The sequence below is a fragment of the Asaia platycodi JCM 25414 genome, from assembly GCF_000614545.1.
Taxonomy (GTDB): domain Bacteria; phylum Pseudomonadota; class Alphaproteobacteria; order Acetobacterales; family Acetobacteraceae; genus Asaia; species Asaia platycodi.
Map to the genome: position 1 here is coordinate 50,676 of NZ_BAKW01000016.1, position 23,327 is coordinate 74,002.

The 23,327-nt window shown below is 58.8% G+C and carries 18 protein-coding genes and 6 pseudogenes; 19 read left to right on the forward strand and 5 right to left on the reverse strand.

Annotated elements, in window-relative coordinates; genetic code table 11:
• The first annotated feature begins 105 nt into the window (after positions 1–105).
• Positions 106–845, forward strand: a pseudogene (locus JCM25414_RS19785) (PhyR family response regulator anti-anti-sigma factor).
• Positions 846–879: 34 nt separating this feature from the next.
• The gene (locus tag JCM25414_RS11840; RefSeq protein ID WP_025841782.1) at positions 880–2,700 is read left to right on the forward strand and encodes an ABC-F family ATP-binding cassette domain-containing protein; all 1,821 of its coding nucleotides are present in this window, start codon (positions 880–882) and stop codon (positions 2,698–2,700) included.
• Between the two features lie 16 nt (positions 2,701–2,716).
• Here the strand turns inward: JCM25414_RS11840 and JCM25414_RS19790 are convergent.
• Positions 2,717–3,717: pseudogene (locus JCM25414_RS19790) on the reverse strand (Gfo/Idh/MocA family protein).
• Positions 3,718–3,846: 129 nt separating this feature from the next.
• Between JCM25414_RS19790 and secD the strand changes: the two are divergent.
• Together secD and secF are read left to right on the forward strand one after the other, a co-directional pair.
• Positions 3,847–5,397, forward strand: coding sequence for a protein translocase subunit SecD (gene secD / locus JCM25414_RS11850; RefSeq protein ID WP_025841783.1), 1,551 nt, complete (start codon positions 3,847–3,849; stop codon positions 5,395–5,397).
• 4 nt (positions 5,398–5,401) lie between these two features.
• Complete coding sequence (gene secF / locus JCM25414_RS11855; RefSeq protein ID WP_025841784.1) at positions 5,402–6,340, forward strand: protein translocase subunit SecF; 939 nt, start codon at positions 5,402–5,404, stop codon at positions 6,338–6,340.
• A 64-nt stretch (positions 6,341–6,404) separates the two neighbouring features.
• Here the strand turns inward: secF and JCM25414_RS11860 are convergent, their stop codons facing one another.
• Both JCM25414_RS11860 and mscL read right to left on the reverse strand, forming a co-directional pair.
• Positions 6,405–6,782 carry a hypothetical protein gene (locus JCM25414_RS11860; RefSeq protein ID WP_025841785.1) on the reverse strand — a complete coding sequence of 126 codons (378 nt, stop codon included), beginning with the start codon at positions 6,780–6,782 and terminating at the stop codon, positions 6,405–6,407.
• Positions 6,783–6,838: 56 nt separating this feature from the next.
• The gene (gene mscL / locus JCM25414_RS11865; RefSeq protein ID WP_025841786.1) at positions 6,839–7,297 is read right to left on the reverse strand and encodes a large-conductance mechanosensitive channel protein MscL; all 459 of its coding nucleotides are present in this window, start codon (positions 7,295–7,297) and stop codon (positions 6,839–6,841) included.
• Positions 7,298–7,532: 235 nt separating this feature from the next.
• Between mscL and rpmE the strand changes: the two genes are divergently transcribed.
• From rpmE to JCM25414_RS11900, 6 genes and pseudogenes are all read left to right on the forward strand, one after another.
• Entirely contained in the window at positions 7,533–7,766 is a 234-nt protein-coding gene (gene rpmE, locus JCM25414_RS11870) for a 50S ribosomal protein L31 (RefSeq protein WP_025841787.1), read from the forward strand.
• A gap of 160 nt (positions 7,767–7,926) precedes the next feature.
• Positions 7,927–8,415 (forward strand): Hsp20 family protein, encoded by a 489-nt coding sequence (locus JCM25414_RS11875; protein ID WP_025841788.1) that lies wholly within the window; start codon positions 7,927–7,929, stop codon positions 8,413–8,415.
• A gap of 236 nt (positions 8,416–8,651) precedes the next feature.
• Entirely contained in the window at positions 8,652–9,236 is a 585-nt protein-coding gene (locus JCM25414_RS11885; protein ID WP_025841790.1) for a DUF1013 domain-containing protein, read from the forward strand.
• A gap of 76 nt (positions 9,237–9,312) precedes the next feature.
• Entirely contained in the window at positions 9,313–9,513 is a 201-nt protein-coding gene (locus JCM25414_RS11890; RefSeq protein WP_025841791.1) for a YdcH family protein, read from the forward strand.
• A pseudogene (purE, locus tag JCM25414_RS19795) lies at positions 9,514–10,040 on the forward strand (5-(carboxyamino)imidazole ribonucleotide mutase).
• The gene (locus JCM25414_RS11900; RefSeq protein WP_025841792.1) at positions 10,037–11,182 is read left to right on the forward strand and encodes a 5-(carboxyamino)imidazole ribonucleotide synthase; all 1,146 of its coding nucleotides are present in this window, start codon (positions 10,037–10,039) and stop codon (positions 11,180–11,182) included. The pseudogene purE and the gene JCM25414_RS11900 overlap by 4 nt, the downstream one beginning before the upstream one ends.
• On the opposite strand, the gene JCM25414_RS11905 is transcribed toward JCM25414_RS11900, so the two are convergent.
• Positions 11,153–11,776 (reverse strand): JAB domain-containing protein, encoded by a 624-nt coding sequence (locus JCM25414_RS11905; RefSeq protein WP_025841793.1) that lies wholly within the window; start codon positions 11,774–11,776, stop codon positions 11,153–11,155. The two genes, JCM25414_RS11900 and JCM25414_RS11905, sit on opposite strands and share 30 nt — an antisense overlap.
• Positions 11,777–11,940: 164 nt before the next feature.
• Between JCM25414_RS11905 and JCM25414_RS25190 the strand changes: the two genes are divergently transcribed.
• Together JCM25414_RS25190 and JCM25414_RS19800 are read left to right on the forward strand one after the other, a co-directional pair.
• Positions 11,941–12,162: an HAD family hydrolase gene (locus JCM25414_RS25190; RefSeq protein ID WP_242403540.1), complete on the forward strand. Its 222-nt coding sequence runs from the start codon at positions 11,941–11,943 to the stop codon at positions 12,160–12,162.
• Between the two features lie 4 nt (positions 12,163–12,166).
• A complete protein-coding gene (locus JCM25414_RS19800) occupies positions 12,167–12,634 on the forward strand; it encodes an HAD family hydrolase (RefSeq protein WP_242403549.1) in 468 nt (155 codons plus the stop codon).
• A 13-nt stretch (positions 12,635–12,647) separates the two neighbouring features.
• Here JCM25414_RS19800 and JCM25414_RS11915 read toward each other — a convergent pair whose 3' ends face one another.
• Complete coding sequence (locus JCM25414_RS11915; RefSeq protein ID WP_242403541.1) at positions 12,648–13,271, reverse strand: JAB domain-containing protein; 624 nt, start codon at positions 13,269–13,271, stop codon at positions 12,648–12,650.
• A 102-nt stretch (positions 13,272–13,373) separates the two neighbouring features.
• On the opposite strand from JCM25414_RS11915, the pseudogene JCM25414_RS19805 reads away from it, so the two are divergent.
• The 7 genes and pseudogenes from JCM25414_RS19805 (at position 13,374) to JCM25414_RS19820 (ending at position 23,189) form a co-directional block, all read left to right on the forward strand.
• Positions 13,374–15,600, forward strand: a pseudogene (locus JCM25414_RS19805) (ATP-dependent helicase).
• On the forward strand, positions 15,597–16,493 hold the full coding sequence (locus tag JCM25414_RS11925) for a 50S ribosomal protein L11 methyltransferase (RefSeq protein WP_025841795.1): 897 nt from the start codon (positions 15,597–15,599) through the stop codon (positions 16,491–16,493). Before JCM25414_RS19805 ends, JCM25414_RS11925 begins: the two are co-directional and overlap by 4 nt.
• A complete protein-coding gene (locus JCM25414_RS11930; RefSeq protein WP_369346062.1) occupies positions 16,486–16,986 on the forward strand; it encodes a GNAT family N-acetyltransferase in 501 nt (166 codons plus the stop codon). The genes JCM25414_RS11925 and JCM25414_RS11930 overlap by 8 nt, the downstream gene beginning before the upstream one ends.
• A gap of 29 nt (positions 16,987–17,015) precedes the next feature.
• Positions 17,016–18,784 (forward strand): annotated as a pseudogene (locus JCM25414_RS19810) (M24 family metallopeptidase).
• Between the two features lie 15 nt (positions 18,785–18,799).
• Positions 18,800–19,822 carry an isocitrate/isopropylmalate dehydrogenase family protein gene (locus JCM25414_RS11940; protein ID WP_025841797.1) on the forward strand — a complete coding sequence of 341 codons (1,023 nt, stop codon included), beginning with the start codon at positions 18,800–18,802 and terminating at the stop codon, positions 19,820–19,822.
• 678 nt (positions 19,823–20,500) lie between these two features.
• Positions 20,501–21,671 (forward strand): annotated as a pseudogene (gene mdh / locus JCM25414_RS19815) (iron-dependent methanol dehydrogenase).
• Between the two features lie 147 nt (positions 21,672–21,818).
• Positions 21,819–23,189: an aldehyde dehydrogenase family protein gene (locus JCM25414_RS19820; protein ID WP_159101762.1), complete on the forward strand. Its 1,371-nt coding sequence runs from the start codon at positions 21,819–21,821 to the stop codon at positions 23,187–23,189.
• Positions 23,190–23,327 lie beyond the last annotated feature (138 nt).

Here is a 23,327-nt window from a genome sequence, read left to right on the forward strand (position 1 = left end):
TCGATATGGGTCACAGCATTCCTCTTTGCTGAAGCGTGGAAAAGTGCCATCCTGACGCGACAGGCCGCGTCTTGTTCGCGAATTTTTTCGGAGCTTCGTTACTCAATGGTCGATGCAGAGCGCCAAGACCTTATACAAGCCTTGCCCTTTGCGCGACGTTTTGCAAGGGCTCTTGAAGGCAATCAGAAACAGGGTGATCAGCTGGTCGCCCTCGCGTTGAGAGATATGGTCACCCGCAAGGGCGGGCACGATATCAACAAACGCTTTCGTCTCTACCGGTCTATTATTGAGTGTCACAGACAGGACAATGAGGTGCTGAATAAGCCTTCCTCTCTATCTTTGACCCAGAAACTGGTGCTGTTGCTCACCTCGCTGGAAGAGGTGCCGCTCAGTGCTGTCGCGTTGATCCTGGATCGGAGCGAGAGTGAAATTCTCGCTGAGATCGCTCAGGCGAATGATGGTTTGCGTTCTGTCGCTGAAACAAGTGTGCTCATTATCGAGGATGAGCATTATTGCCATGGATATTCAGGATGTCGTCCAGCAATGTGGGCATCGCATCGCTGGCGTGGCGTACACGGAAGCAGATGCGGTGCGTATCGCCAAGGAAACGAAGCCAGCTCATTCTCGCCGATATCAATCTCGGCGGTGGCGGCGATGGTATGCATGCGGTTGGTCGCATCATGAAAGATCACCAGGCACCCGTCATTTTCGTGACCGCCTATCCCGAGCGCCTTCTCACGGGTGAGCAGGAAGAGCCCTCTTTCATCATCACCAAGCCTTTTGAGCCAACCACGCTCGCCATCACGACCTACCAGGCCGTGACCGGAGGACTGAAATCGATCTGACTTGCATCGTGCGGATCGGTGCGACACATAGCTTATGGCTGCACCGATCCTTCACCTTCGCAATATCGTTTATTCTCTTGGGGGGCGTCCGCTTCTGGACGGCGCCGAAATCGGGGTTGCCCCCGGCGAGAAGCTCTGCCTCGTTGGGCGTAATGGTTCAGGAAAATCAACGCTCCTCCGCATTGCCGCAGGGGAGATCCTGCCTGATTCAGGCCAGTGCTTCGTTCAGCCCGGCATCAAGATCGTCTATCTGCCGCAAGAGCCTGATCTTGCGGCTTTTCCTACCAGCTATGACTACGTCGCTCAGGATCTTCCACCCGAAGAAGACTATCTCGCCCGCAGCATGCTCGCCGAGCTTGGCCTGACCGGAGAAGAGAGTACGTCCACGTTGTCGGGCGGTGAAGCGAGGCGCTGCGCCCTCGCCCGCGCGTTGGCCGCTCGACCTGATCTGCTGCTCCTGGACGAGCCCACAAACCATCTCGACCTGCCCACCATTACGTGGCTGGAGCGAGAGCTTGCCTCGATGCGCTCGGCCATGATCGTGATCAGCCACGACCGACGTCTTCTTGAGACGCTCTCGCGCGCCGTGGTCTGGCTGGAGCAAGGCATCACCCGCCGACTCGATCAGGGCTTCGCGCGTTTCGAAGACTGGCGCGAGGAAGTACTCGCTCTGGAAGAGCTGGCCGCTCACAAGCTCGACCGCGAGATAGCGCGGGAAGAGGACTGGATGCGCTACGGCGTCACTGCGCGACGCAAGCGCAACGTGCGTCGCGTGGCAGAGCTGGCCGGTCTGCGTTCCAGACGCAAGGAAATCGCCAGCCAGTTCCGGGGCGCGCTCAAACTGACCGTCTCCGAGGCCGAGAGCACCGGCAAGCTCACAACTGTCGCCGAGAATGTCACCAAGGGCTTCGGCGATCGCATCGTGGTGAGAGACCTCGATCTTCGTGTGCTCAGAGGCGACAGGCTGGGGATCGTCGGCGCAAACGGCATGGGCAAGACGACGCTTCTCCGGCTCCTGACCGGTGAAGATCAGCCCGACAGCGGACGTGTGCAGATCGGGCCGTCAACATCGCTCGTGACACTGGACCAGCGTCGCGCAAGCCTCGATCCCAACCTCACCCTTGCCGACACCATGACAGGCGGCAGCGGCGACATGGTTCAGGTCGGCACCGAGAAGCGTCATGTCATCGGATATATGAAAGACTTTCTGTTCCGGCCCGAGCAGGCACGCACGCCAGTCGGCGTACTGTCTGGCGGTGAGCGCGGGCGCCTCGCGCTAGCCTGCGCCCTCGCCCAGCCGTCCAATCTTCTGGTGCTTGATGAGCCGACGAATGATCTCGATCTGGAGACGCTCGACCTGCTTCAGGAAATGCTCGACGATTATCCGGGCACTGTCTTGCTCGTCAGCCATGACCGCGACTTTCTCGATCGCGTAGCGACCTCCGTCCTTGTGGCGCAGGGTGAAGGTCAATGGATCGAATATGCGGGCGGCTATAGTGATATGCTGGCGCAGACAGGCGGCGCAGCCCCTGCGGAGCGGGGAACGGCGGCAGGGAACCTCAAGGAAAGAACTGATTCGGATAAAAATGCCGCAAAATCAGGAAAGTCGAGCAAGAAGCTAAGCTATAAGGACAAGCTGGCCTTGGAAAAGCTTCCGCAGGAAATCGCCAGGCTCGAAAAGCTGATCCAGTCTCAGCGTGATATTCTGTCGGATCCGAGTCTTTATACTCGCGACCCCAAAAAATTCGCCAAGGTCAGCGACGATCTCACCCAGGCCGAAATCGCTCTGACCGAAGCAGAAGAATCCTGGCTTCTGCTCGAAATAAAGAAGGAAGAGGTCGAGACCGGCGCCTGAGAGGCTCCAGCGCCTTTCAGGTATTGATCAACCCGGAAAGCTCCATGGTTGTCCGGGAAGCATCCATGCTGGCTTTGACCCTGATGGCAGCATCCAGCGCCTGATGCCGGCTTCAGCGTTGACGAGGATCGGCGCCCCGTCGAGACATGATGCCGCGAAGGCATCGTGCTCCGCGGCAAGGCAGTCGCAATCTTTCCACTTTAACGCCTCGCGCCTGAAACCGCCCGTTCCCGGCAAAGGTAATCCACGCTTGCGGCCTATCATGGTCAGTTCCTGCTGCACGAAGTCAGCAGAAAGATACCCCTCCTCGGAAAACACGCGCATACGACGCTCTGTCTTGAGCGAGATGCGGCTGGCTGAAATCGATGCCACGCAGCCATTGGCGAACCGGACGCGGGCATTGGAGATATCTTCATGCTCGCTCGACACGGCCACCCCTACCGCATCGATTGATTCGATAGGCGAGTCCACGAGTGAGAGCACAAGATCCAGATCGTGGATCATCAGATCGAGAATGACAGAAACGTCGGTCCCGCGCGGCTTGAAGGGCGCGATACGAGTAGCTTCAATATAGAGTGGCTTGCCGATCCTCTCGGAGATGGCCCGATGCTCCGAAGAATAGCGAAGCAGATGACCCACCTGCAGCACACATCCCGTTTCTCTCGCAAGTGCGGCCAGAGCATTGGCTTCCTCAAGAGTTGCGGCAATCGGCTTCTCGACCAGAACATGCCGTCCTGCTTTCAGACAGGCCGCAGCGACAGGAAAGTGATGCTCTGCAGGCGCCGCCACGATGACGGCATCGACCTGCGCAATCAATGCCTCGAGAGTCTCCGCGACCGCGCAGCCCACTTCCCTGGCTACACTCCCCGCTCGCGTCGGATCAGGGTCGAAAAGCGCGATAAGGGTCTCTCGGGGGCAGTCACGCACCTTGAGAGCATGAAACCGGCCGAAATGTCCGGCGCCGACAATTCCGACCTTCAGCATCTGTTTTCCTGGCTCTTGAGCAACTGAATTCATGTTTTTGGTGTAGCAGGGCGCAGAGGGAGGTTGCAACGCGCTGCGCCACCCGGCATCTTCCCGCAGCCTGACCGCCCTGCGGTAGTTTTTGATCTCCGGTCGTTACAAAGAAGGACGCCGCTCAGTTCGATGATGTACTATAGTCGGCCTACCATGCTGGGAGTTCTCGGGGTCTGTTTCCTCGGGCTTCTGCTCTGCCTGCCCAATTTCATGCGCGCGCCCTCGCCCAAACTCCCCTGGCATCAGATCCATCTGGGTCTTGATCTGCGGGGCGGCTCCTATCTTCTGCTTCGACTCGATCAGCAGAGCCTCGTCGATGATCGCCTGCAGAGCCTTGAAGATCAGGCCAAACAGGCGCTCATCGAGAAAAATCTCGGTTATCGCGATTTTCGCAAGGATGATACGGCCCGTACGCTCAGCTTTCTGCCACGCGATGCGAGCGAGGCACAGGCCAGCCTCGCTGCCCTGTCCAGCCTGACCGGGACCGGAAACGAAGTCGCGGCTGCGCTGGATCACGACCGGCTCGTTTTGACTTTGAACGAAACGGCTCTGAAAGCGCGCGCCCGCGAGGCCGTCAGTCAGTCGATTGAAATCGTGCGGCGTCGCATCGACGCGACGGGCGCGGTTGACCCGGAGATAACCCGCCAGGGCGACGACCGTATTGTGGTGGAGTTGCCCGGTATCAGTGACCCCGAGCACATCAAGCGCCTGCTGGGCACGACTGCCAAGATGACGTTCCGCCTGCTTGCCGGCAGCGCAGGCGGCAATATCGCGCCACCGGGCGCCACGATGCTGCCCGATCTGAGCGCTGGCAATACACTCCTTCCGGTCATGGACCATGTTGAGGTCGACGGTGCTGCGCTCACCAATGCAGGCGCGACGATCGACCAGCAGACGGGAGAATGGGCAGTGAGCTTCTCGTTCAACCGAGCGGGGGCGAGCGCCTTCGCTCGCACGACCACCCAGAATGTCGGGCGCCGTTTTGCGATTGTGCTCGATAACAAGGTGATAGAAGCCCCGGTGATCCGCACACCGATCACGCAGGGTAACGGTCAGATCACCGGAAACTTCAACGCGCAGGCAGCGACTGATCTCGCTGTGATGCTGCGTGCCGGTGCGCTGCCCGCGCCTCTCGCCGTGATCGAGCAACGGTCTATCGGTCCGTCTCTCGGTGCTGATTCCATCCGTGCCGGCGCGATCAGCCTGGGCATCGGTTTTGTGCTCGTCATTCTGTTCATGGCGTTCTTCTATGGACGCTTCGGTCTCTATGCGAATGTCGCGCTGCTCGCGAACCTTGTTCTGATGACGGCCATTCTCTCGCTGTTCGAAGCCACGCTGACCCTGCCGGGTATGGCGGGTATGCTGTTGACTTTGGGTATGGCCGTCGATGCCAATATCCTGATCAATGAGCGCATCCGCGAAGAGGTGAAGCGCGGTCGCACGCCGCTTGCCGCCATGCAAGCCGGTTTCGAGCGCGCATCCTCGACCATCATTGACAGTAACGCCACGGCCTTTCTGGCCCATGTGATGCTGTTCGTTTTCGGCACAGGCCCTGTGCGTGGCTTCGCACTGACGATCACGATCGGTATCGTGACGACGCTCTTCACCACCATGCTGCTGTCACGCTTGCTGATGGTGCGCTGGTACGCCCTCACCCGTCCAACAGAATTGCCGGTCTGAAGCGATGCTCTCACGTCCCCTTTTCCGCTTCGTCCGCGAAGACAAGCATATCCCGTTCATGCGTGGCCGCTTTGCCGGCCTCGCAACATCGGCCATTCTCTCGGCGCTCTCCGTCGTGCTGTTCTTCGTGCCGGGCCTCAAGCTCGGCCTCGATTTTCATGGCGGCATCGTGGTGGAAGCCCAGACCCAGGGCCCGGCTGACTTCGACAAGCTCCGCCATGCGCTTGCCGCCCATCAGGTCACCGCTGCCGGTCTGCAGAAATTCGGTGCTGATAACGACGTGCTCATCCAGCTCGATACGCCTCCGCCCGGCCCGAAGCAGGAGGCCGCCACACAGGCACTGGTCGATGAGGTGCGTCATGCCGTGGTTGAAGCGCAGCCGGGCACGCAGGTGCTGCGCGCAGATGCTGTAGGCGCCTCGGTCTCGAGCGAATTGTTCCGCAACGGCCTACTGGCGCTCGGGTTGAGCCTTGTGATGATCCTGATCTATATCTGGGTGCGTTTCGAGTGGGAGTTCGCCGTGAGCGCCGTGATCACACTCGTACTCGATCTGACCAAGACCGTCGGGTTTCTGGCGATCACGCGCTTTCAGTTCGATCTGGTTATGGTGGCCGCGATCCTGACGATCCTTGGCTATTCGACCAATGACAAGGTGGTGGTCTATGACCGCGTGCGTGAAAACCTGCGTAAGTACCGAACCATGCCCTTGCGTGAGCTGCTCGACCTGTCGATCAACGAGACGCTGAACCGCACGCTGGGCACCTCGATGACCGTCTTTCTCGCAGCTCTGCCGCTTGCGGTTTTTGGCGGGCACAGCCTGTCGGGTTTCGCGACAGTCATGCTGTTCGGTATCGTCGTAGGCACGTCTTCATCAATCTTCATCGCCGCGCCACTTCTGCTGCTCATGGGTGAAAAACGCCTTCGTCGCAGCAAGGCGCCTTAAGACAGGCATCAGTGAGACACAAAAAAGGGGCCACACAGGCCCTTTTTTTATACCGCCTGTCCACTCAGGGGCCGGCGGGTGTCGATGCGACCTGCTTCAGCCCCTCGGCAGGCTGTGGCACGGGGGTCGCAAAATCCAGTATCTGGACAATACCGGCATCGGCGAGACGAAAGTTTTGGTCCGTGGGCGAATACGCTGCCTGCCTGATAAGCTGCCACGTATTGTGATCGATGGCGATCAGGTGCGCGATCTCCGGCTTGGTGGCCTTATGCTGCAAAATTCGCGTGATCATGCCATGTTCGGCCATCCCATTTGCAATGGCGTAGCTTGTCAGCAGAACGCTTGGAGAGCGGTTTTGCAGAATGGCATCTTCGCCCTTCCCGGCACAGGCGGAGAGCAGAGCGAAACCACAGAGCAGGGTCGGAGCGAGAAAACGGCGCATCACATGATCATGCGCTCAGATGCCGCGCACGCCAAGTCGGCGTGCGCAGGGAAAAATCAATTGGTGTCTTTTGCAATCAGGTCGCGAATTTCGGTGAGCAGAACCTCGCTCTTCGTCGGTGCCGGGGGAGCGGAAGGCGCGGCTTCCTGCTTGCGCTGGAAGCGCGAAACCAGCTTGATGAGCCAGAACACGGCAAAGGCCACGATCAGAAACTGGATCACAACATTCAGGAACACGCCGATATTGATCGTAACCGCACCGGCCTTCTGTGCCTCTGCAAGCGTGGGTAGAACCGGCCCCTTGAGAGTGACGAAGATGTTTGAGAAGTCGATGCCTCCGGTCAGCAATCCGATACCCGGAGTCAGGATGTCCTTGACGAGACTGGTCACGATCGAAGTGAAGGCAGCACCGATGATGATACCGACCGCCATGTCGATGACGTTGCCACGCATGATGAATTTCTGGAACTCTGCAATCCAGCCGGGCGTGTGCAGCTTTGATCTCAGATCGGCCATAGGATATCCTTTTCTTTCTTGAAACGAGCGGAAATACGAGCTTCCCCACGCGGATTGTATTGCCCGGCGGGCGGCTTCGGCTCGGAATGTGGGATAAAAGAGCTCTACGGGGTAGAAAAAACACTGGAGAGGTAAAAGTTTCTGCGTTTTTGTCGTTCCCCTGACCGTTTCTTTCCGTTATAGCCCCGCCATCCGCTCCGGTCGGCATCGGAGCTCACTACCAAGGACACCCAACATGAAATCCGGCATCCACCCCGACTATCACGAAATCAACATCATCATGACCGATGGCACCGAGTTCAAGACGAACTCCTGCTACGGCAAGCCTGGTGATACGCTGCGTCTCGACGTCGACCCGAAATCTCATCCGGCCTGGACTGGCGTGCAGCGCATGCTCGACACCGGGGGCCAGGTTGCCAAGTTCAACAAGCGCTTCGCCGGTATCGGCGCCCGCGCCGCCAAGAAGTAATCCAGGCGCTCCTTCCCGGGCAGGATCTTGTCCTGCCCGGAAACGATCCTACATGCAGGTTGTCGCGATGCCCTCAAGGGGTCGAGACATTACCCTCATGCAGCACGGCCTGCCATCATGGAGGCGTGCTGTTGGATCTGCCTTGAAGGAGGTTCACACCATGTCTTACGATTTTGCACCGCTTCTCCGCTCCGCGATCGGTTTCGACCGCCTGGCGCGCCTCGTCGATGACGCCGTGTCGAACGCGCCCGCCAATACGAGCTACCCCCCCTACAATATCGAAAAAGCATCCGATGACGTTTATTGCGTGACCATGGCGCTTGCCGGTTTCGGACCGGAGGATGTCGAAATATACCTCGCCGACAACCAGTTGATCATCAAGGGCAGCGCCCCCCGTCATGTCCGTGCTGGCGAGATCTTGCATCGCGGCATAGCAACACGCGCTTTTGAGCGGCGTTTCGCCCTGGCCGATCACATCGAGATTGCCGGTGCCGAACTCGTTAACGGGTTACTGACCATCACCATATGCCAGGTGACGCCTGAGGCGCTGAAGCCGCGGCGTATTCCCATCACTCTGGGTGCAACGCGCCCCGTGACCGCACCGCCGTCCAATACGCTGCAGAAGACCTCTGTCGGGCACGCCGCCTGAGCCTTGCAGGCTTTCGCGCGATACTCCATGGGCGCGCCGATGATGACGTCCGAACGCATCGGTTTTTTACCCATTTTGACGCGGAAGGGCTTGACCCTTCCGCGTTTCGCAGACCATATCAGCGCAGACTTTGCAATGCATCCAGCAGGTGCCGTGCAGATCACCCCGGCCCGCCGGGGCGTCACATTTCGATCGGTGCCTGCTGGAGCGACGCTCCTCACGCAGGATAGACCGAGATGACCTTGCCGCTTATGCCGAAAGCCACCGCTGTGTGGCTGATCGACAAGACCGCCCTCACCTTCACTCAGATCGCCGAGTTCTGTGGTATGCATCCGCTCGAGGTGCAGGCCATTGCCGATGGTGAAGTCGCTGCTGGCATCAATGGCTATGACCCGGTCAAGAACAACCAGCTGACGCAGGAGCAGATTACGCGCTGCGAGGGCAACCCCGATCTTCGCCTGAAGCTCTCTGCAAAGGCCAACCCGGTCGCGCGTCGCGCCAAGGGCGCACGTTACACGCCCATCGCTCGTCGTAATGACCGCCCGGATGCCATTGCCTTTGTGATCCGCCAGTTCCCGCAGCTTTCCGAACTGCAGGTCATCAAGCTTCTTGGCACCACGAAAGACACCATTGCCAAGGTGCGTGATCGCCAGCATTGGAACAGTGCCAACATCAAGCCGCGCGATCCGGTGATCCTGGGTCTGTGCAGCCAGACCGATCTGAACGCCGCCGTGCAGTCTGCCAATGAGCGCCTTGCCCGTGAAGGGCATACTGTGCCCGTCGTCGCGGAATTGTCAGACTTCGGCGACGGTCAGAACTAAGAAGAGATGGCACCAGCCGCCAACCCTGTTGTAGGCTTTTGGGGTTGGCGCCTGTCATTCAAGCGGAAAGAGAACGATGCTCGTTGATCATGAAGTCATGCTTCGCCGTTTGCATGAGCTCCGTAGCGAGCACCGCGACCTCGATACGGTGATAGACAGGCTGGTGCAGCATCCTCTTAATCAGCTGCAATTACAGCGGCTCAAGAAGCGCAAGCTCGTCCTCAAGGACGAGATCAACTTCATCGAGAACCGCCTGATACCGGATGATATTGCCTGAATGAGCGAAGAACTCGACCTCTATCGTCAATCGACGGATGCGGCCCAGACCCCCAGGGTGGGCATCATCATGGGCAGCCAGTCGGACTGGACGACGATGAATTTTGCGGCCGAGAAGCTGGCCGAACTCGATATCAGCTTCGAGACACGCATCGTTTCCGCCCATCGTACCCCTGACCGCCTTGCCGATTATGCGCGTTCAGCCCGTGGCCGCGGCTTGCAGGTCATCATTGCCGGTGCTGGTGGTGCTGCGCATCTGCCTGGCATGGTGTCAGCCTGGACAACTCTCCCCGTTCTGGGCGTGCCCGTTGAATCGCACGCGCTCAAGGCATGGATTCGCTTCTGTCCATCGTGCAGATGCCTGGCGGTGTGCCTGTGGGCACACTCGCCATAGGCAAGGCCGGCGCGATCAACGCAGCTCTCCTTGCGGCTTCTATCCTCTCTCTCAACGATGAGGGCGTGCAGGCACGTCTCGACACATGGCGCGCTATGCAGACGGCTTCCGTGGCCGACACCCCCGAATCATGAGCCGTTCTGCGCTGCCTGCAGGGGCAACGATCGGGATCATCGGTGGTGGCCAGCTTGGGCGCATGTCGGCGGTCGCGGCGTCGCGCCTCGGCTATCAGGTTCATATTCTGAGCGCGGAGAATGACCCGCCAGCTCAGGACACAGCGCGCAGTGTCACAATTGGCGCCTATGACGACGAGGTGGTTCTGCGCCGCTTTGCCGAGAGCGTCGATGTGATTACATTCGAATTCGAGAACATCTCGTCCGATGGTCTTGAGCTTCTTGCGTCGCTCTGCCCTGTTCATCCTGCCGGTCGCATTCTGGCCATCAGCCAGGACCGCATTCTGGAAAAGACCTTTCTTGGTGAGCAGGAAATACCTGTCGCCCCCTGGGTTTCCGTGCCGGACGAAACACATCTCGGCGATGCAGCAGCCGAACTTGGTTTCCCATTCCTGCTGAAGACCACCCGTTTTGGCTATGACGGCAAGGGACAGTTCCGCGTAACGGATGCCGAGACCCTTGCAGCCCTCGAAGCGGATCTTCCCTACCCGCTCATTGCGGAGGGATTCGTCGATTTCGAACGTGAATTGAGCGTGATGGTCGCACGCAGTGCGAGCGGGGACGTGCGCTGCTTCAGCGTGACTGAGAACCAGCATCGTGACGGCATCCTCGATGTGAGTCTCGCGCCAGCCCGAATCCCTGTGGCGCTTGCGGAGGAAGCCGAAGCCCTCGCCCGTCGGATTGCCGAAACGATTGGCTTGATAGGCATTCTCGGCGTCGAGATGTTTGTGTCGGCAAAGGGCACGCTTCTTGTTAACGAGATCGCGCCACGCCCACATAATTCCGGCCACTGGACCATGGATGCCTGCCTGATCGACCAGTTCGAAATGCATATCCGCGCCATTGCCGATTTACCTTTGCCCGACCCGTTTCGTCACAGCGATGCGGTCATGAAAAACCTTGTCGGTCCTGAGGGAATGGGACTTTGCGAGGCCGTGCTCGACCGCTCAGGGCTGGCGCTGCATCTTTATGGCAAAAGCGAGTGCCGCCCCGGGCGGAAAATGGGGCATGTCAACGCCCTGTTTCCATTGGGTGCCCTGCCCGGTCCTTACGGTGTCTCGGCCCGTTTCGAGTCAACCCTGAAAGACCTTCAAGAGGCCTAAATCGCTGAAACTCACATAGGCGCCGTTGCCGATAATAATATGATCGGCAACGCGCACCCCGATGAGCGCTGCCGCTCTCTGGGCATCATGGGTCATGGCGATATCCCCGTCAGACGGGGTCGGATCGCCACTCGGATGATTGTGGACCAGAATGATGCTTTTCGCACCAAGTTCCATAGCGCGTCGCGCCACCTCCCGCGGGTAGACCGGCGTGTGGTTCACGGTGCCACGGGTCTGCGCTTCGTCGGCCAGAAGGCGATTCCTGTCGTTGAGGAACAGGATACGGAACTGCTCTATCGGCTCGCGTGCCAGCCGGGAAATCAGATAGTCGAGCATGAGTTTACGATTGGTGAAAATATCATCTCGCCCAAGACGGGCACGACTGACCCTCATCGCCGCATCATGAACGAGGTGCAGCGCCGTGCGAATATGTGGCTCTATATGCATGAGGCCGCTCAATGCCTTTTCGTCCGAGGCAAAAGCGGCAGCGAGAGAGCCAAAACGGATAAGAAACGCATCGACCATCGGCTGACGACGCTCCATCGGTACAGAAACGGCCTCACAGAAGAGGCGCAACAGCACGTCATCTGCCAATACACGTCCATGACCGGAGACTACAGCTCGATGGGGAATCTCGGCCCAACCTGCCGGAAGAAGCTCTGATACGCCATTATCAGGTTCCAGCTCCTGGCTAATTGCAACTTTATTGAGATTTCTTTCTTTCAACCTCTCCCCCGTTGAAATCTACAGGGAATACTATGTCGACTTTCGAGAAATTTACGAGTGAACATTCTATTTTATTTGATCTTGACGGAACTATTATCGACTCACGCATTGGTATTATCGAAACTCTTCATGCGGTCGTCTCGTCACTGGGCCACGTGCCAGACAAGACGATCGATCTGACATGGGTCGTCGGGCCACCACTCGCCGAGCTCATGGCTGAGGTCATCGGATTTTACGGCGACACACGTCGATGAGGCGATCACACTCTACAGACGCTTTTATGACGACTCCGGGCGCTTTCAGACCCCTGTATTCCCCGACATGACTGGATTGCTTGAAATCCTGGCGCGTTCTCCCATCAGAATCTTCACGGCGACGTCGAAGCCAGCAACGTTGGCACGGTCGATTCTGGCGGGTCATGGTCTTGATCGGTGTTTCGATCGCATCCACGGAGCAGCAGATGACGATAGTGGCGGGGAAAAGCCTGAGATGATTGCGCGTATTATTGCCCAGGAAGGACTGAACGCTTCTCGTACCCTGATGATTGGCGATCGTCGCTTCGACATTTCGGGCGCGCATGCCAACAGGATGCGCGGGATTGGCGTCTTGTGGGGCTATGGCGGCGAGGCGGAACTCACTGAAGCGGGTGCCGACCTCCTGGTTAAATCGCCCGATGCCCTTGCGCCCGCACTAGAAGCCCAGCTCATGGCGCTTTCGCGCACCTGAGTTCGAGAGTTCCTCAGAACAATCCCTTCTGTCTGAGACTGAGGGGAGAACGCCTGTCGGAAACGACCACCACGTCATGCACGATCATCGAGAGGGCACCTGCCTCCTCACTCAATCTTTGCGCGAAAAACTTCAGCGGCGAGGTTGTCGCATGAAAACTGGCCAGGGTCTTCTGAATACCGATCAGCGCCACAGCCTGTAGCGCCAGCCCTCGCCTGAAAATTGGAGCGGTCGAGGTAAAATCGTCAACAGGTTCATCGGCCAGAAGGCGGTTACGGTTATCAAGATAAAGCAGTCGAAACTGCTCCGGCACGGCACTGACCATGCTACGCGAAAGATAGGCACAAAGCTGATCCCAACTCCCCAGCTTCGGCCTGAGCCGCTCTTCAGCGAGGGCAAGCCTTTCCGATACGACCGGAGGAAATTTCAACAGCAGGACGGCCTGCTCGCTCACCCCCATCGCCCGCAGGTCCTTTCCCGGCGCGTTGAAGACGGCAGCAAGGCTTCCGAAGCGATGCAGCAAAGCTTTGGCGAGTGGCTTCGTGTCCCTCCTGGGAATGCTGTAATACAGTAGCATCTCCAGAACTTCGTAATCTGCGAGTGTCTCGGCGCCGTTCGTCAGAACCCGGTGGCGCATACGTTCTCGATGGCCCTGCGGGCCTGTGCCCTTGAGCAGGTTCTTCTCGGGAAGCGGAAAAGAGGGTTTGGCCATCGCGCCATTACATTCTATATCGATCAGGTGACGCAATCCCTCATCTCACCCTCATCCCCCGAGTATCTCGACCGTCTCAACCCCGAGCAGCGTGAGGCCATCGAGACTACCGAAGGGCCGCTTCTCATTCTGGCCGGGGCAGGAACCGGCAAGACGCGTGTTCTGACGACACGCTTTGCTCATATTCTTCTCGAGGGACGCGCACGGCCCTATCAGATCCTGGCTGTCACCTTCACCAACAAGGCCGCTCGTGAAATGCGCGAGCGCGTGGGTGCCCTGCTGGGTGAGACAGCAGACGGTCTGTGGCTGGGCACGTTTCATGCGCTCTGTGCACGGATGCTTCGCCGACACGCGGAATATGTCGGGCTATCAACGGGATTCACCATTCTCGACACGGATGACCAGATCCGCCTTGTACGACAGATCATGGAGCCCTTTCGCCTCGATACGAAACGCTGGCCGCCTCAAGTCTTGCTCGGCATTTTCCAGCGCTGGAAGGATCGCGGCCTGACGCCCGAGCAGGTCACCCCTGCCGAAGATACTGATTTCGCAGGCGGCCATGCACGCAAGCTTTACGCCGCCTATCAGGACCGTCTCAAGGCTGTAAATGCCTGCGATTTCGGCGATCTGATGCTGCATACCCTGGAAATTCTGCGCACCCAGCCCGATGTGCTGCTCAGTATCATCGCCTCTTTCGCTATATTCTGGTCGATGAGTATCAGGATACCAATACAATCCAGTATCTGTGGCTCAGGCTTCTGGCCAAGCGCGAGCATGGTCCGTCGAACATCGCCTGCGTGGGTGATGACGATCAATCGATCTATTCTTGGCGTGGGGCTGAAATCGAGAACATCCTCCGCTTCGAGAAGGATTTCCCAGGCGCCAAGGTTGTCAGACTGGAGCGCAATTACCGCTCTACAGCCCAGATCCTCGCCGCCGCTTCAGGCTGATCGCCCATAATTCGGGTCGCCTCGGCAAGACTTTGCGTCCAGGACGCGAGGATGCCCAGGGCGAAAAAGTACAGATCATCAGCGTATGGGATTCCGACGAGGAGGCCCGTATCGCCGCTGGGGCGATAGAGCGTCTGCGCACAGAGGGTCACCCACTCTCGCAAATTGCCTTATTGATGCGGGCGGGTTTCCAGACCCGCCCCTTCGAAGAGCGGTTTCTGACGCTGGGCCTGCCTTATCGCGTAGTCGGCGGTTTGCGCTTTTACGAACGTGCCGAAATTCGCGATGCCATGGCCTATATGCGCGTTCTGGCGCAGCCGGCTGACGATCTGGCTTTCGAACGCATCATCAATGTTCCGAAGCGTGGCGTGGGAGCGGCAGGGCTACAGAAGCTGCATCACGAAGCCCGCACCCTTAATGCGCCTCTCAGCGTCGGCGTTGTCCACGCCCTCGAAACCGGGCTCGTGAAGGGTAAAGGGCGTGAAGCTCTGGCAGGATTGATGGATGCCTTCCAGCGTGCGCGTGAGACACGCGAGAGCGAGGGCCATGTCGTAGCTACCGAGCAATTGCTTGAAGACAGCGGTTATCTGCAGATGTGGCGCGACGACAAGACGCCTGAGGCTCCGGGCAGGCTCGATAATATCAAGGAGCTGCTCCGAGCCATCGGCGATTTCGGGACACTCGAAGGCTTTCTCGAACACGTCGCCCTCGTGACCGAGACCGAGGACAAGGCCAACGTCGATACGGTGAGCCTGATGACGCTGCACGGCGCCAAGGGGCTGGAATTCGATACCGTCTTCCTGCCTGGATGGGAGGAAGGCGTTTTCCCGTCCCAGCGCAGTCTCGACGAGGGCGGCCTCAAAAGTCTGGAGGAAGAGCGTCGTCTGGCTTATGTCGGCATCACTCGCGCCCGCAAGCGGGCCGTGATTCTTCATGCGGCCCGTCGGCGTATCTACGCCAACTGGCAGGATTCCATGCCGAGCCGCTTCATCGATGAAATTCCGTCCGATACGGTCGAACATAGCGGTCAGGCCATGCAGGAACGCCGCCAGCTGGCGGCGCAGAGCTCAATCTTCGCGTCCGGGCCGCTGACGAGCGCAAGAGGTAGCTATGGCCGCCCGACCCCGCGCGTAACCGATATCGTGCCGGATGCTTCACACGGAATTGCCATTGGCGCCCGCGTGTTTCATCAGAAATTCGGGTATGGCACCGTCTTGGCCGTCGAATCTGACCGGCTGCATATCAACTTCGAAAAGGCAGGCGAAAAACGCATCATGGCGCATTTTGTGGAACAGGTCTCGTGAGCGCATCCAGACGACACGCTTCGGCGCTTGAAACCATTTCAGTCACTGTTGCCGATGAGGCCGTGCCGCTTTTCGAGCAGGCGATGCTGACCGTCTGCACCACGGTCGGTATCTTCGAAGCCAATGAAGACCAGAATATCTGGCGCGTCGAAGGCGTGAAGGATGTCGGCCATGGCGAAGAGGAACTCGCACGTGCCCTGACGCTCGCACGCCTGATGACAGGGGTCGACGCTGAACTCACCCGCGAACGCACCGAAGCAGAAGGCTGGCTGGCGCGCACCTATGAGGCATTTCCGCAGCAGGATGTCGGCAAGCGTTTCGCCATTCGTGGCACCCATCTCGCCCCCAGCCACAAGCGCGACCGCCTGACGATCACGCTCGATGCGGGCATTGCATTCGGTTCGGGTGAACACGGGTCGACACGAGGCTGTCTTCGAGCGCTGGAAGACATGGCCTGGCGCAAGCCGGCACGCATTCTCGATATGGGCTGCGGCTCCGGCATTCTCGCCATGGCCGCGGCGCAGCTTTTTCACAAGCGCGTTCTGGCTGTCGATATCGAACCTTGGTCTGTAAGGGTAGCTGCAAGCAACGCCAAGCTGAATGTCATCGGTCCGCTGATCGATGCGCGCCTCGGCAATGGCTGGCTCACCCCGGCCGTGCGCGCCAAGGCCCCATACGATCTCGTCTTTGCCAATATTCTCGCCCGTCCGCTTTGCAAAATGGCACGCTCACTTGCAACCCATCTCGCACCGGGCGGCACGGTCATTCTTGCCGGCCTTTTAACCACTCAGGCGCGCATGGTGATGGCTGCACACAGACGTCAGGGTCTGGTGCTGGAAAAGCAGTATTATGAGGGCGAATGGTCCACGCTGGTTCTGCGTCGCCGTGATTGAGCTGCGCGACGCGACCGAGGCCGATCTGCCAGAAATCCTGGCGATCACTAATGACGCGATCGCCACGTCTGAGGCGATCTGGGCCACCTCGCCCCGTACGCTGGAAGAACGCCGTGACTGGATGACCGATCGGCAGGCAAAGAACTTCCCTGTCGTTGTCGCAGTCGAGGGCGACGCAATTCTCGGCTTTGCCTCATATGGGCCTTTTCGTGCGTATGAGGGCTATGCGCAGACGGTCGAGCATTCCGTATATGTTTCCCGAAACGCCCAGCGTCGCGGAATCGGGCGTATTCTTCTCGATGAGATGGTCCGTCATGCCAATAAATCCGGCATGCATGTGCTGATCGGCGCCATCACGGCCAGCAATACGGCCTCGATCGCGCTTCATCGCGCAGCGGGGTTCAGCGAGAGCACGCCTCTTCCCGAGATGGGCCGGAAGTTCGGACGCTGGCTCGATCTTGTTTTCATGTATCGGCTCTTCGAGAGCCGCTGAATTCTGCTCCCAGTTTGAAAGATCATGCGATGAGCCTCATTCCTCTTGCCAATCGCCAGGCCCTTGTCAGGAAGGAGCTTCTAGCAAGCCATGTTGACGGGTTTGTTCTGCCGCGCGGCGATGAATTCATGGGCGAATATGTCGCCCCTTATGCAGAGCGTCTTGCCTGGCTGACCGGGTTCACCGGTTCTGCAGGTATGGCCATTCTGCTGGGCGACGAGGCGGCGGTGTTTTCTGACGGGCGCTACACTAGCCAGCTGCGCGATCAGGTGAATGCCAGCCAGTGGGAATGCCTTCACATCACCAACGAACCGCCTGCTGCCTGGCTCGCGGTCAATGGTAAGGGACTGAAGATCGGCTATGATCCTAAGCTGGTCAGTGAGGTGCAACTGAATGCGCTGATCGGTCCGGATCACGAATTTGTCGCGCTTGCCCGGAACCCTATTGATGCGGCCTGGACAGACAAACCCACCCCACCCGAAAGCGAGGTGAGGTTTCAGGAAATTTCATTCAGCGGAGAAGACAGCCTCTCGAAGCGTCGCAAGATTGGCGGCGCTCTGCGTAAGGCCGGTCAGGGAGCGATGCTTGTCTGTGACCCGACCTCGCTTGCCTGGCTTCTGAACATCCGTGGCGATGACGTGCCTCATACGCCGGTCATTCTCGCCTTTGGCATTCTTCATCACGATGCCTCACTCGAGGTTTTTGTCGATATCAGCCGGGTCAGTGCCGACGCCGCCATTTCCTTCCGCAATGTCTCTGTCCTGCCACCCCACGATCTGCCTGAACGTCTCGCAGCGCTGAGCGGTCAGGTAGTGCGCTTCGATCCGGCACAGACCGGGCTGTGGTTCATCCAGAAACTTTCCGATGCCGGGGCGAAGCTCGCGCGTGGCGCCGATCTCTGCGCCCTGCCGCGCGCCTGCAAGAATGAGACCGAGCAGAACGGTGCCCGCAAGGTGCATCTGACCGATTCCGCCGCGCTATGCCGTTTTCTACGTTTTGTCAGTCATGAAGCACGGGGCTTCGCGAGACCGAACTTGCCGAGATCCTTGATGGGCTCAGGGCGGCATCGCCCGATTATCATGGCGAAAGCTTCCCCGCGATTTCGGCAGTCGGGCCGAATGCCGCCCTGCCGCATTACCGCGCATTGCCGGGCGAAGATCGTGTGCTGGAGGCCAATCAGGTTTATCTGATCGATAGCGGAGGCCAGTACAGCGCAGGCACGACCGATGTGACGCGGACGATCTGGAACGGTCCCGGTACACCGCCTGCGTCGCTCTGCGAAGCCTTCACCCGCGTACTCAAGGGCAATATCACTCTCGCCCGCGCGCGTTTTCCTGCCGGCACGACAGGGCACCGCCTCGATGCGCTGGCTCGTTATGCGCTCTGGCAGGCCGGCCTCGATTACGATCACGGCACGGGCCATGGAATCGGCAGCTATCTTTCGGTGCATGAAGGACCGCAGAATATCAGCTCTGTGGCCCGTCCGGTCGGGCTTGAAGCTGGCATGATCCTGTCGGATGAACCTGGCTACTACCTGCCGGGTGAATATGGTATCCGCCTTGAAAACCTGCTTCTGGTGCGCCCTGCACCGCTTGAAGCGAAAATACAGTTTCTGGAGTTCGAAGTTCTGGGCTTTGCGCCCTTTGATCGTACCCTGATCATGGCATCGTTACTGGAACCCGAAGAGCTGCGCTGGCTGAATGCCTATCATGAGGATACGCTCTCGCGCATCGGGCCACTACTGGACGACACGGACAGGAACTGGCTCACCACCGCCTGTGCGCCGATTACGAACTGACAAAGGAAAGACAGAATGGCTGATCACATGATCCCCGCGACCCTTATCGAAGGCGACGGTATCGGTCCCGAGATCACCGCTTCGGTTGTCGAGATCCTGACGAAAATCGGGGCGCCTTTCGAGTGGGACCATCAATCGGGTGGGCTCGGTGCAATCGAAAAATTCGGAGCGCCCCTGCCGCAGCCTACGCTCGACAGCATTCGCAAGACCGGTCTCGCGCTCAAGGGCCCGCTGACAACCCCTGTCGGCGCCGGATTCAAGTCGGTCAACGTGACGATGCGTCAGGAATTCGGTCTCTACGCCAATCTGCGCCCGACGCGCACGGTTGTGCCGGGCGGGCGCTTCGACAAGGTCGATCTGGTTGTCGTGCGTGAGAACATCGAAGGGCTTTATGCCGCCATGGAGCATTACCTGCCCGATGGTGACGATCCGAAGGGTCTGGCTTATGGCGCCGGTTTCAACTCGCGCCGCGAATGCGCCCGTATCGTGCGCTTCGCGTTCGATTACGCCGTCGCCAATGGCCGCAAGAAGGTCACGCTGGTTCACAAGGCCAATATTCTCAAGATCTTCAGCGGCATCTTCCTTGAGGAAGGGCGCAAGATTGCCAAGGAATATGAAGGCAAGGTGGCCGTCGATGAGCGTATCGTCGATGCCTGCGCCATGCAGCTCGTGACCGATCCGTGGCAGTATGACGTGATCGTCACCACAAACCTCTTCGGCGATATCCTTTCCGATCTGACCGCAGGTCTGGTCGGCGGTCTGGGCATGGCTCCTGGCGCCAATATCGGTCCCGATGCTGCCATTTTCGAGGCGGTGCATGGTTCGGCGCCCGATATCGCAGGCAAGGGCGTAGCCAACCCGCTCGCCATGCTGATGGCAGCGAGCATGATGCTGGCCCATGTAGGGCGTCAGGATCTGTCGACACGCGTCGATAACGCCATTGATCGCGTGATCCGCATCGACGGCGTGCGCACACGCGACCTCGGCGGCGAAACCGGCACGGCAGAGCTAACCAAGGCGCTGCTCGCCGCACTCTGAGACGAAAAGGGAGAGAGCCAGCTCTCTCCCTTACTTAGGTTCCCTGTTCCTCGTCCTGAGTAGCCTCACCAAAGGGGCGCTTTGCGGGTAAGGCGACGAGCCCGCTGTGATGCTCATCGAAACCGTCAACATAAAATAGAAGTTTCCGTGCGCTTGGACTCGACAATATCCGGTTCCATCTGATTTGCACATCAGGCGTCACGCCCTGATCGACAGTGACATTCCGGCTGCCAGAATTTGTGTTCAGGTCGAAAGCACGCCGCCCGCCAAGTGAAGCACGTTGCGGGTCATCGCGACAACGCATCCCGTCTGAAAGCGCGGCAGCGACACCGACCGCACTCGTTTTTTGCTGCGAGAGTAGCCATTCTTTACCCATAAAATGAGGCCTACGGCAAAACAGGCGCCGCCCCCTCCTGCCCCCGCAAAGTTCTTCCACCAAGGCAGATCCTGGACTTATTGAGAACCTGACAGGTACTGATTTCAGATAGATTATAGAACAATAATATCTATTTTGTATTTATTCTTCAAATCAAAATATAACCTATATTCTGATCGAGTTTTATTGATCGGAATATTCTTGATTGTCCAGCCAATTTCGCGCGTTCAATACGCGGACGGGTGATCGTCGTGCATGGCGCGGGCTGCCCGAAAGCGTAGTTTAACGAGAGGACACCTATCATGGCGCATATCGCTCTTGCAGATCACACCGATAGTTTCTTCATTCCCTGCGTCACGCTCATCGGTCCTGGCTGCGCCAGACAGGCTGGCGACCGCGCCAAGCGCTTGGGGCAAAAAAGGCCCTGATCGTAACCGATGCGGGCATGAAGAAGCTTGGGGTCGCCGACACGATCTCGGGTTATCTGCTTGAAGACGGGCTCGAAACAGTCATTTACGCCGGAGCTGAGCCCAACCCGACCGATGTCAACGTGCATGACGGCGTGAAAATCTTTCAGGACAAGAACTGCGATTTCATCGTTTCGCTCGGTGGTGGCTCAGCCCATGATTGCGCGAAGGGGATCGGTCTCGTGACCGCAGGCGGCGGCAATATTCGTGATTACGAAGGGCTCGATAAGTCCAAAGTCCCCATGACACCGCTTATCGCCATTAACACAACGGCAGGCACCGCGTCGGAGATGACGCGGTTCTGCATCATAACGAACTCCGAAACGCACGTAAAAATGGCGATTGTCGATTGGCGCTGCACGCCAATGATCGCCATCGACGACCCCAATCTCATGGTCGCCATGCCGCCCGCCCTCACCGCTGCAACGGGCATGGACGCGCTTACCCACGCCATTGAGGCCTACGTTTCGACAGCGGCGACCCCGATTACTGATGCCTGCGCCGAAAAAGCCATAACCCTGATCGCCGATAATCTGGCAAAGGCCGTGGGTAATGGGGAGAACATGGAAGCCCGGGTTGCCATGTGCTACGCGCAATATCTTGCGGGCATGGCCTTCAATAATGCGTCGTTGGGCTATGTGCATGCCATGGCGCATCAGTTGGGGGATTCTATAATCTGCCTCACGGCGTGTGTAATGCGGTGCTCCTGCCGCATGTCTGCCGTTTCAACCTTATCGCTGCGGCAGACCGTTATGCACGCATCGCTCGCCTGCTGGGTGTGCCAACCGATCTGATGAGCCGCGATGAAGCCGCTGAGGCGGCCATCGACGCGATCGCCCTCCTGTCTAAATCTGTGGGTATCCCTGCCGGGCTCACGGTGCTCGGCGTCAAGGCCGAAGACCACAAGATCATGGCCGAACACGCCCGGAAAGATGTCTGCATGCTTACCAATCCGCGCAAGGCAACGCTCGCCGAGATCGTGGGCGTGTTCGAGTCCGCGATGTAACGCCATGGATGCACTGCCGCCATGGAGCGGCGGTGCATCCTGCGGGGTGATGTAAGTCGGGATAGCATGCTTTCAGAATTATGCATGTCCCGATTGGAACCGTTATCCACGATAAGGGTTCTGGGCAGGCGACGATGGGGGCAAGCTGTGGCGGATGATCAACTCGACGATGTCTCGCCGGAACAGGCGCCGTCTCCCACTCATGAACACCCTCTTTCTCGAGCCGGGATGCAGCTCGCGGGGCTTCGTGACAGACAGGCCGGGTGGGCTGCGACAGGATTGGGCGATCGCCTCAAGCTATTGCGCCGTTTTCGCAGAATCCTGCGCCTTGAAATACGGAGCCTGATCGCTCTCGTTCCCGATCATGCCGCCATAGACGTCATGACTGCCGAGATTTTACCTCTGCTTGCCGCGACGGGCTTTCTGGCGCGTGAGGCTCGCAGCGTTCTGAAACCCGTCTCTCTCCCTTTGCTTGGAAGGCCATTTTGGCTCTGGGGCATCCGAAGCAGGGTGGTGAGAAAACCCCTGGGCGCGGTACTGATCCTTGCGCCAGGAAATTATCCCCTCATGCTCGGCGCGATACAGGCGCTTCAGGCACTGATTGCTGGCAATGCAGTTGGGCTCAAACCTGCGCCAGGCCGCTCTGCGCTTCTCCTTCGTTTTGCATCCCTCCTTACCCGCGCGGGCTTCCCCGAAGGCATTATCGAGATCCTCCCCGAAGATGCGGGGCCGGAAGCGAGCGCAGCGGGATACGATCTGATTGTTCTGACAGGCTCCGAACAGACTGGGAAAAAAGTCGCGCTTGCCGCTGCAAGCACGCTGACGTCGACGATCATGGAACTCTCAGGAGCCGATCCCGTCTTCGTTCTCCCCTCGAGCGATTTGTCTCTGGTCGCGCGCGCCTTGCATTTCGGATTAACGCTCAAACAGGGTTCCACCTGCATCGCTCCACGCCGTGTTTTTGTGCACAAGACGCATCGTGACGCGCTTGAGGCGCGGCTCTCCCTGAATTTTAGACAATCCTCCGCAGGGTTGCAGCCAAAGCCCTGTCCGGAGTTGGATCAGCTTGTGCGTACAGTCGAGCAATCAGGCGGAGATATCAGGCGGATGGGGCCCGCCACCATTCTGCTCCTCGATGCCGATAAGGCAAAGCTTGCCGATGTCGATCTGTTTGCCCCTTGGCTCTCCCTGATCGGGGTGTCTGACATGGCAGAGGCAGTTCGGATCGAAACCCGTTCAAGACACGCACTGGGCGCCAGCATCTTCGGTGAGGAGAAGGCAGCGCGGACGCTGGCGAGGCAGATCCCGGCTGGGTCGATCACGATCAACGATCTGATTGTCCCGACCGCAGACCCACGCCTTCCCTTCGGAGGGGCGAAAGCGAGCGGCTATGGCGTTACGCGCGGGCGAGAGGGGCTGCTGTCGATGACGCGGCCGGTTTCAATTTCGACGCGCCGATCAGGGGCATTTCATCTGCTAGGCCGTGTCAGACACTGGCATGCGAGATATTCCCGCTAGGGTTTGAAACCGAAGCGATCACGATCCGTTTATGCCGTCTGATCAGATTTCACGTTCCTGCCACATTCAGGATCAGATGAGTGTTGCACTGTCGGCAGGGCGCGGTATTATTTTCAAACCGAAATATTATGGACTAGC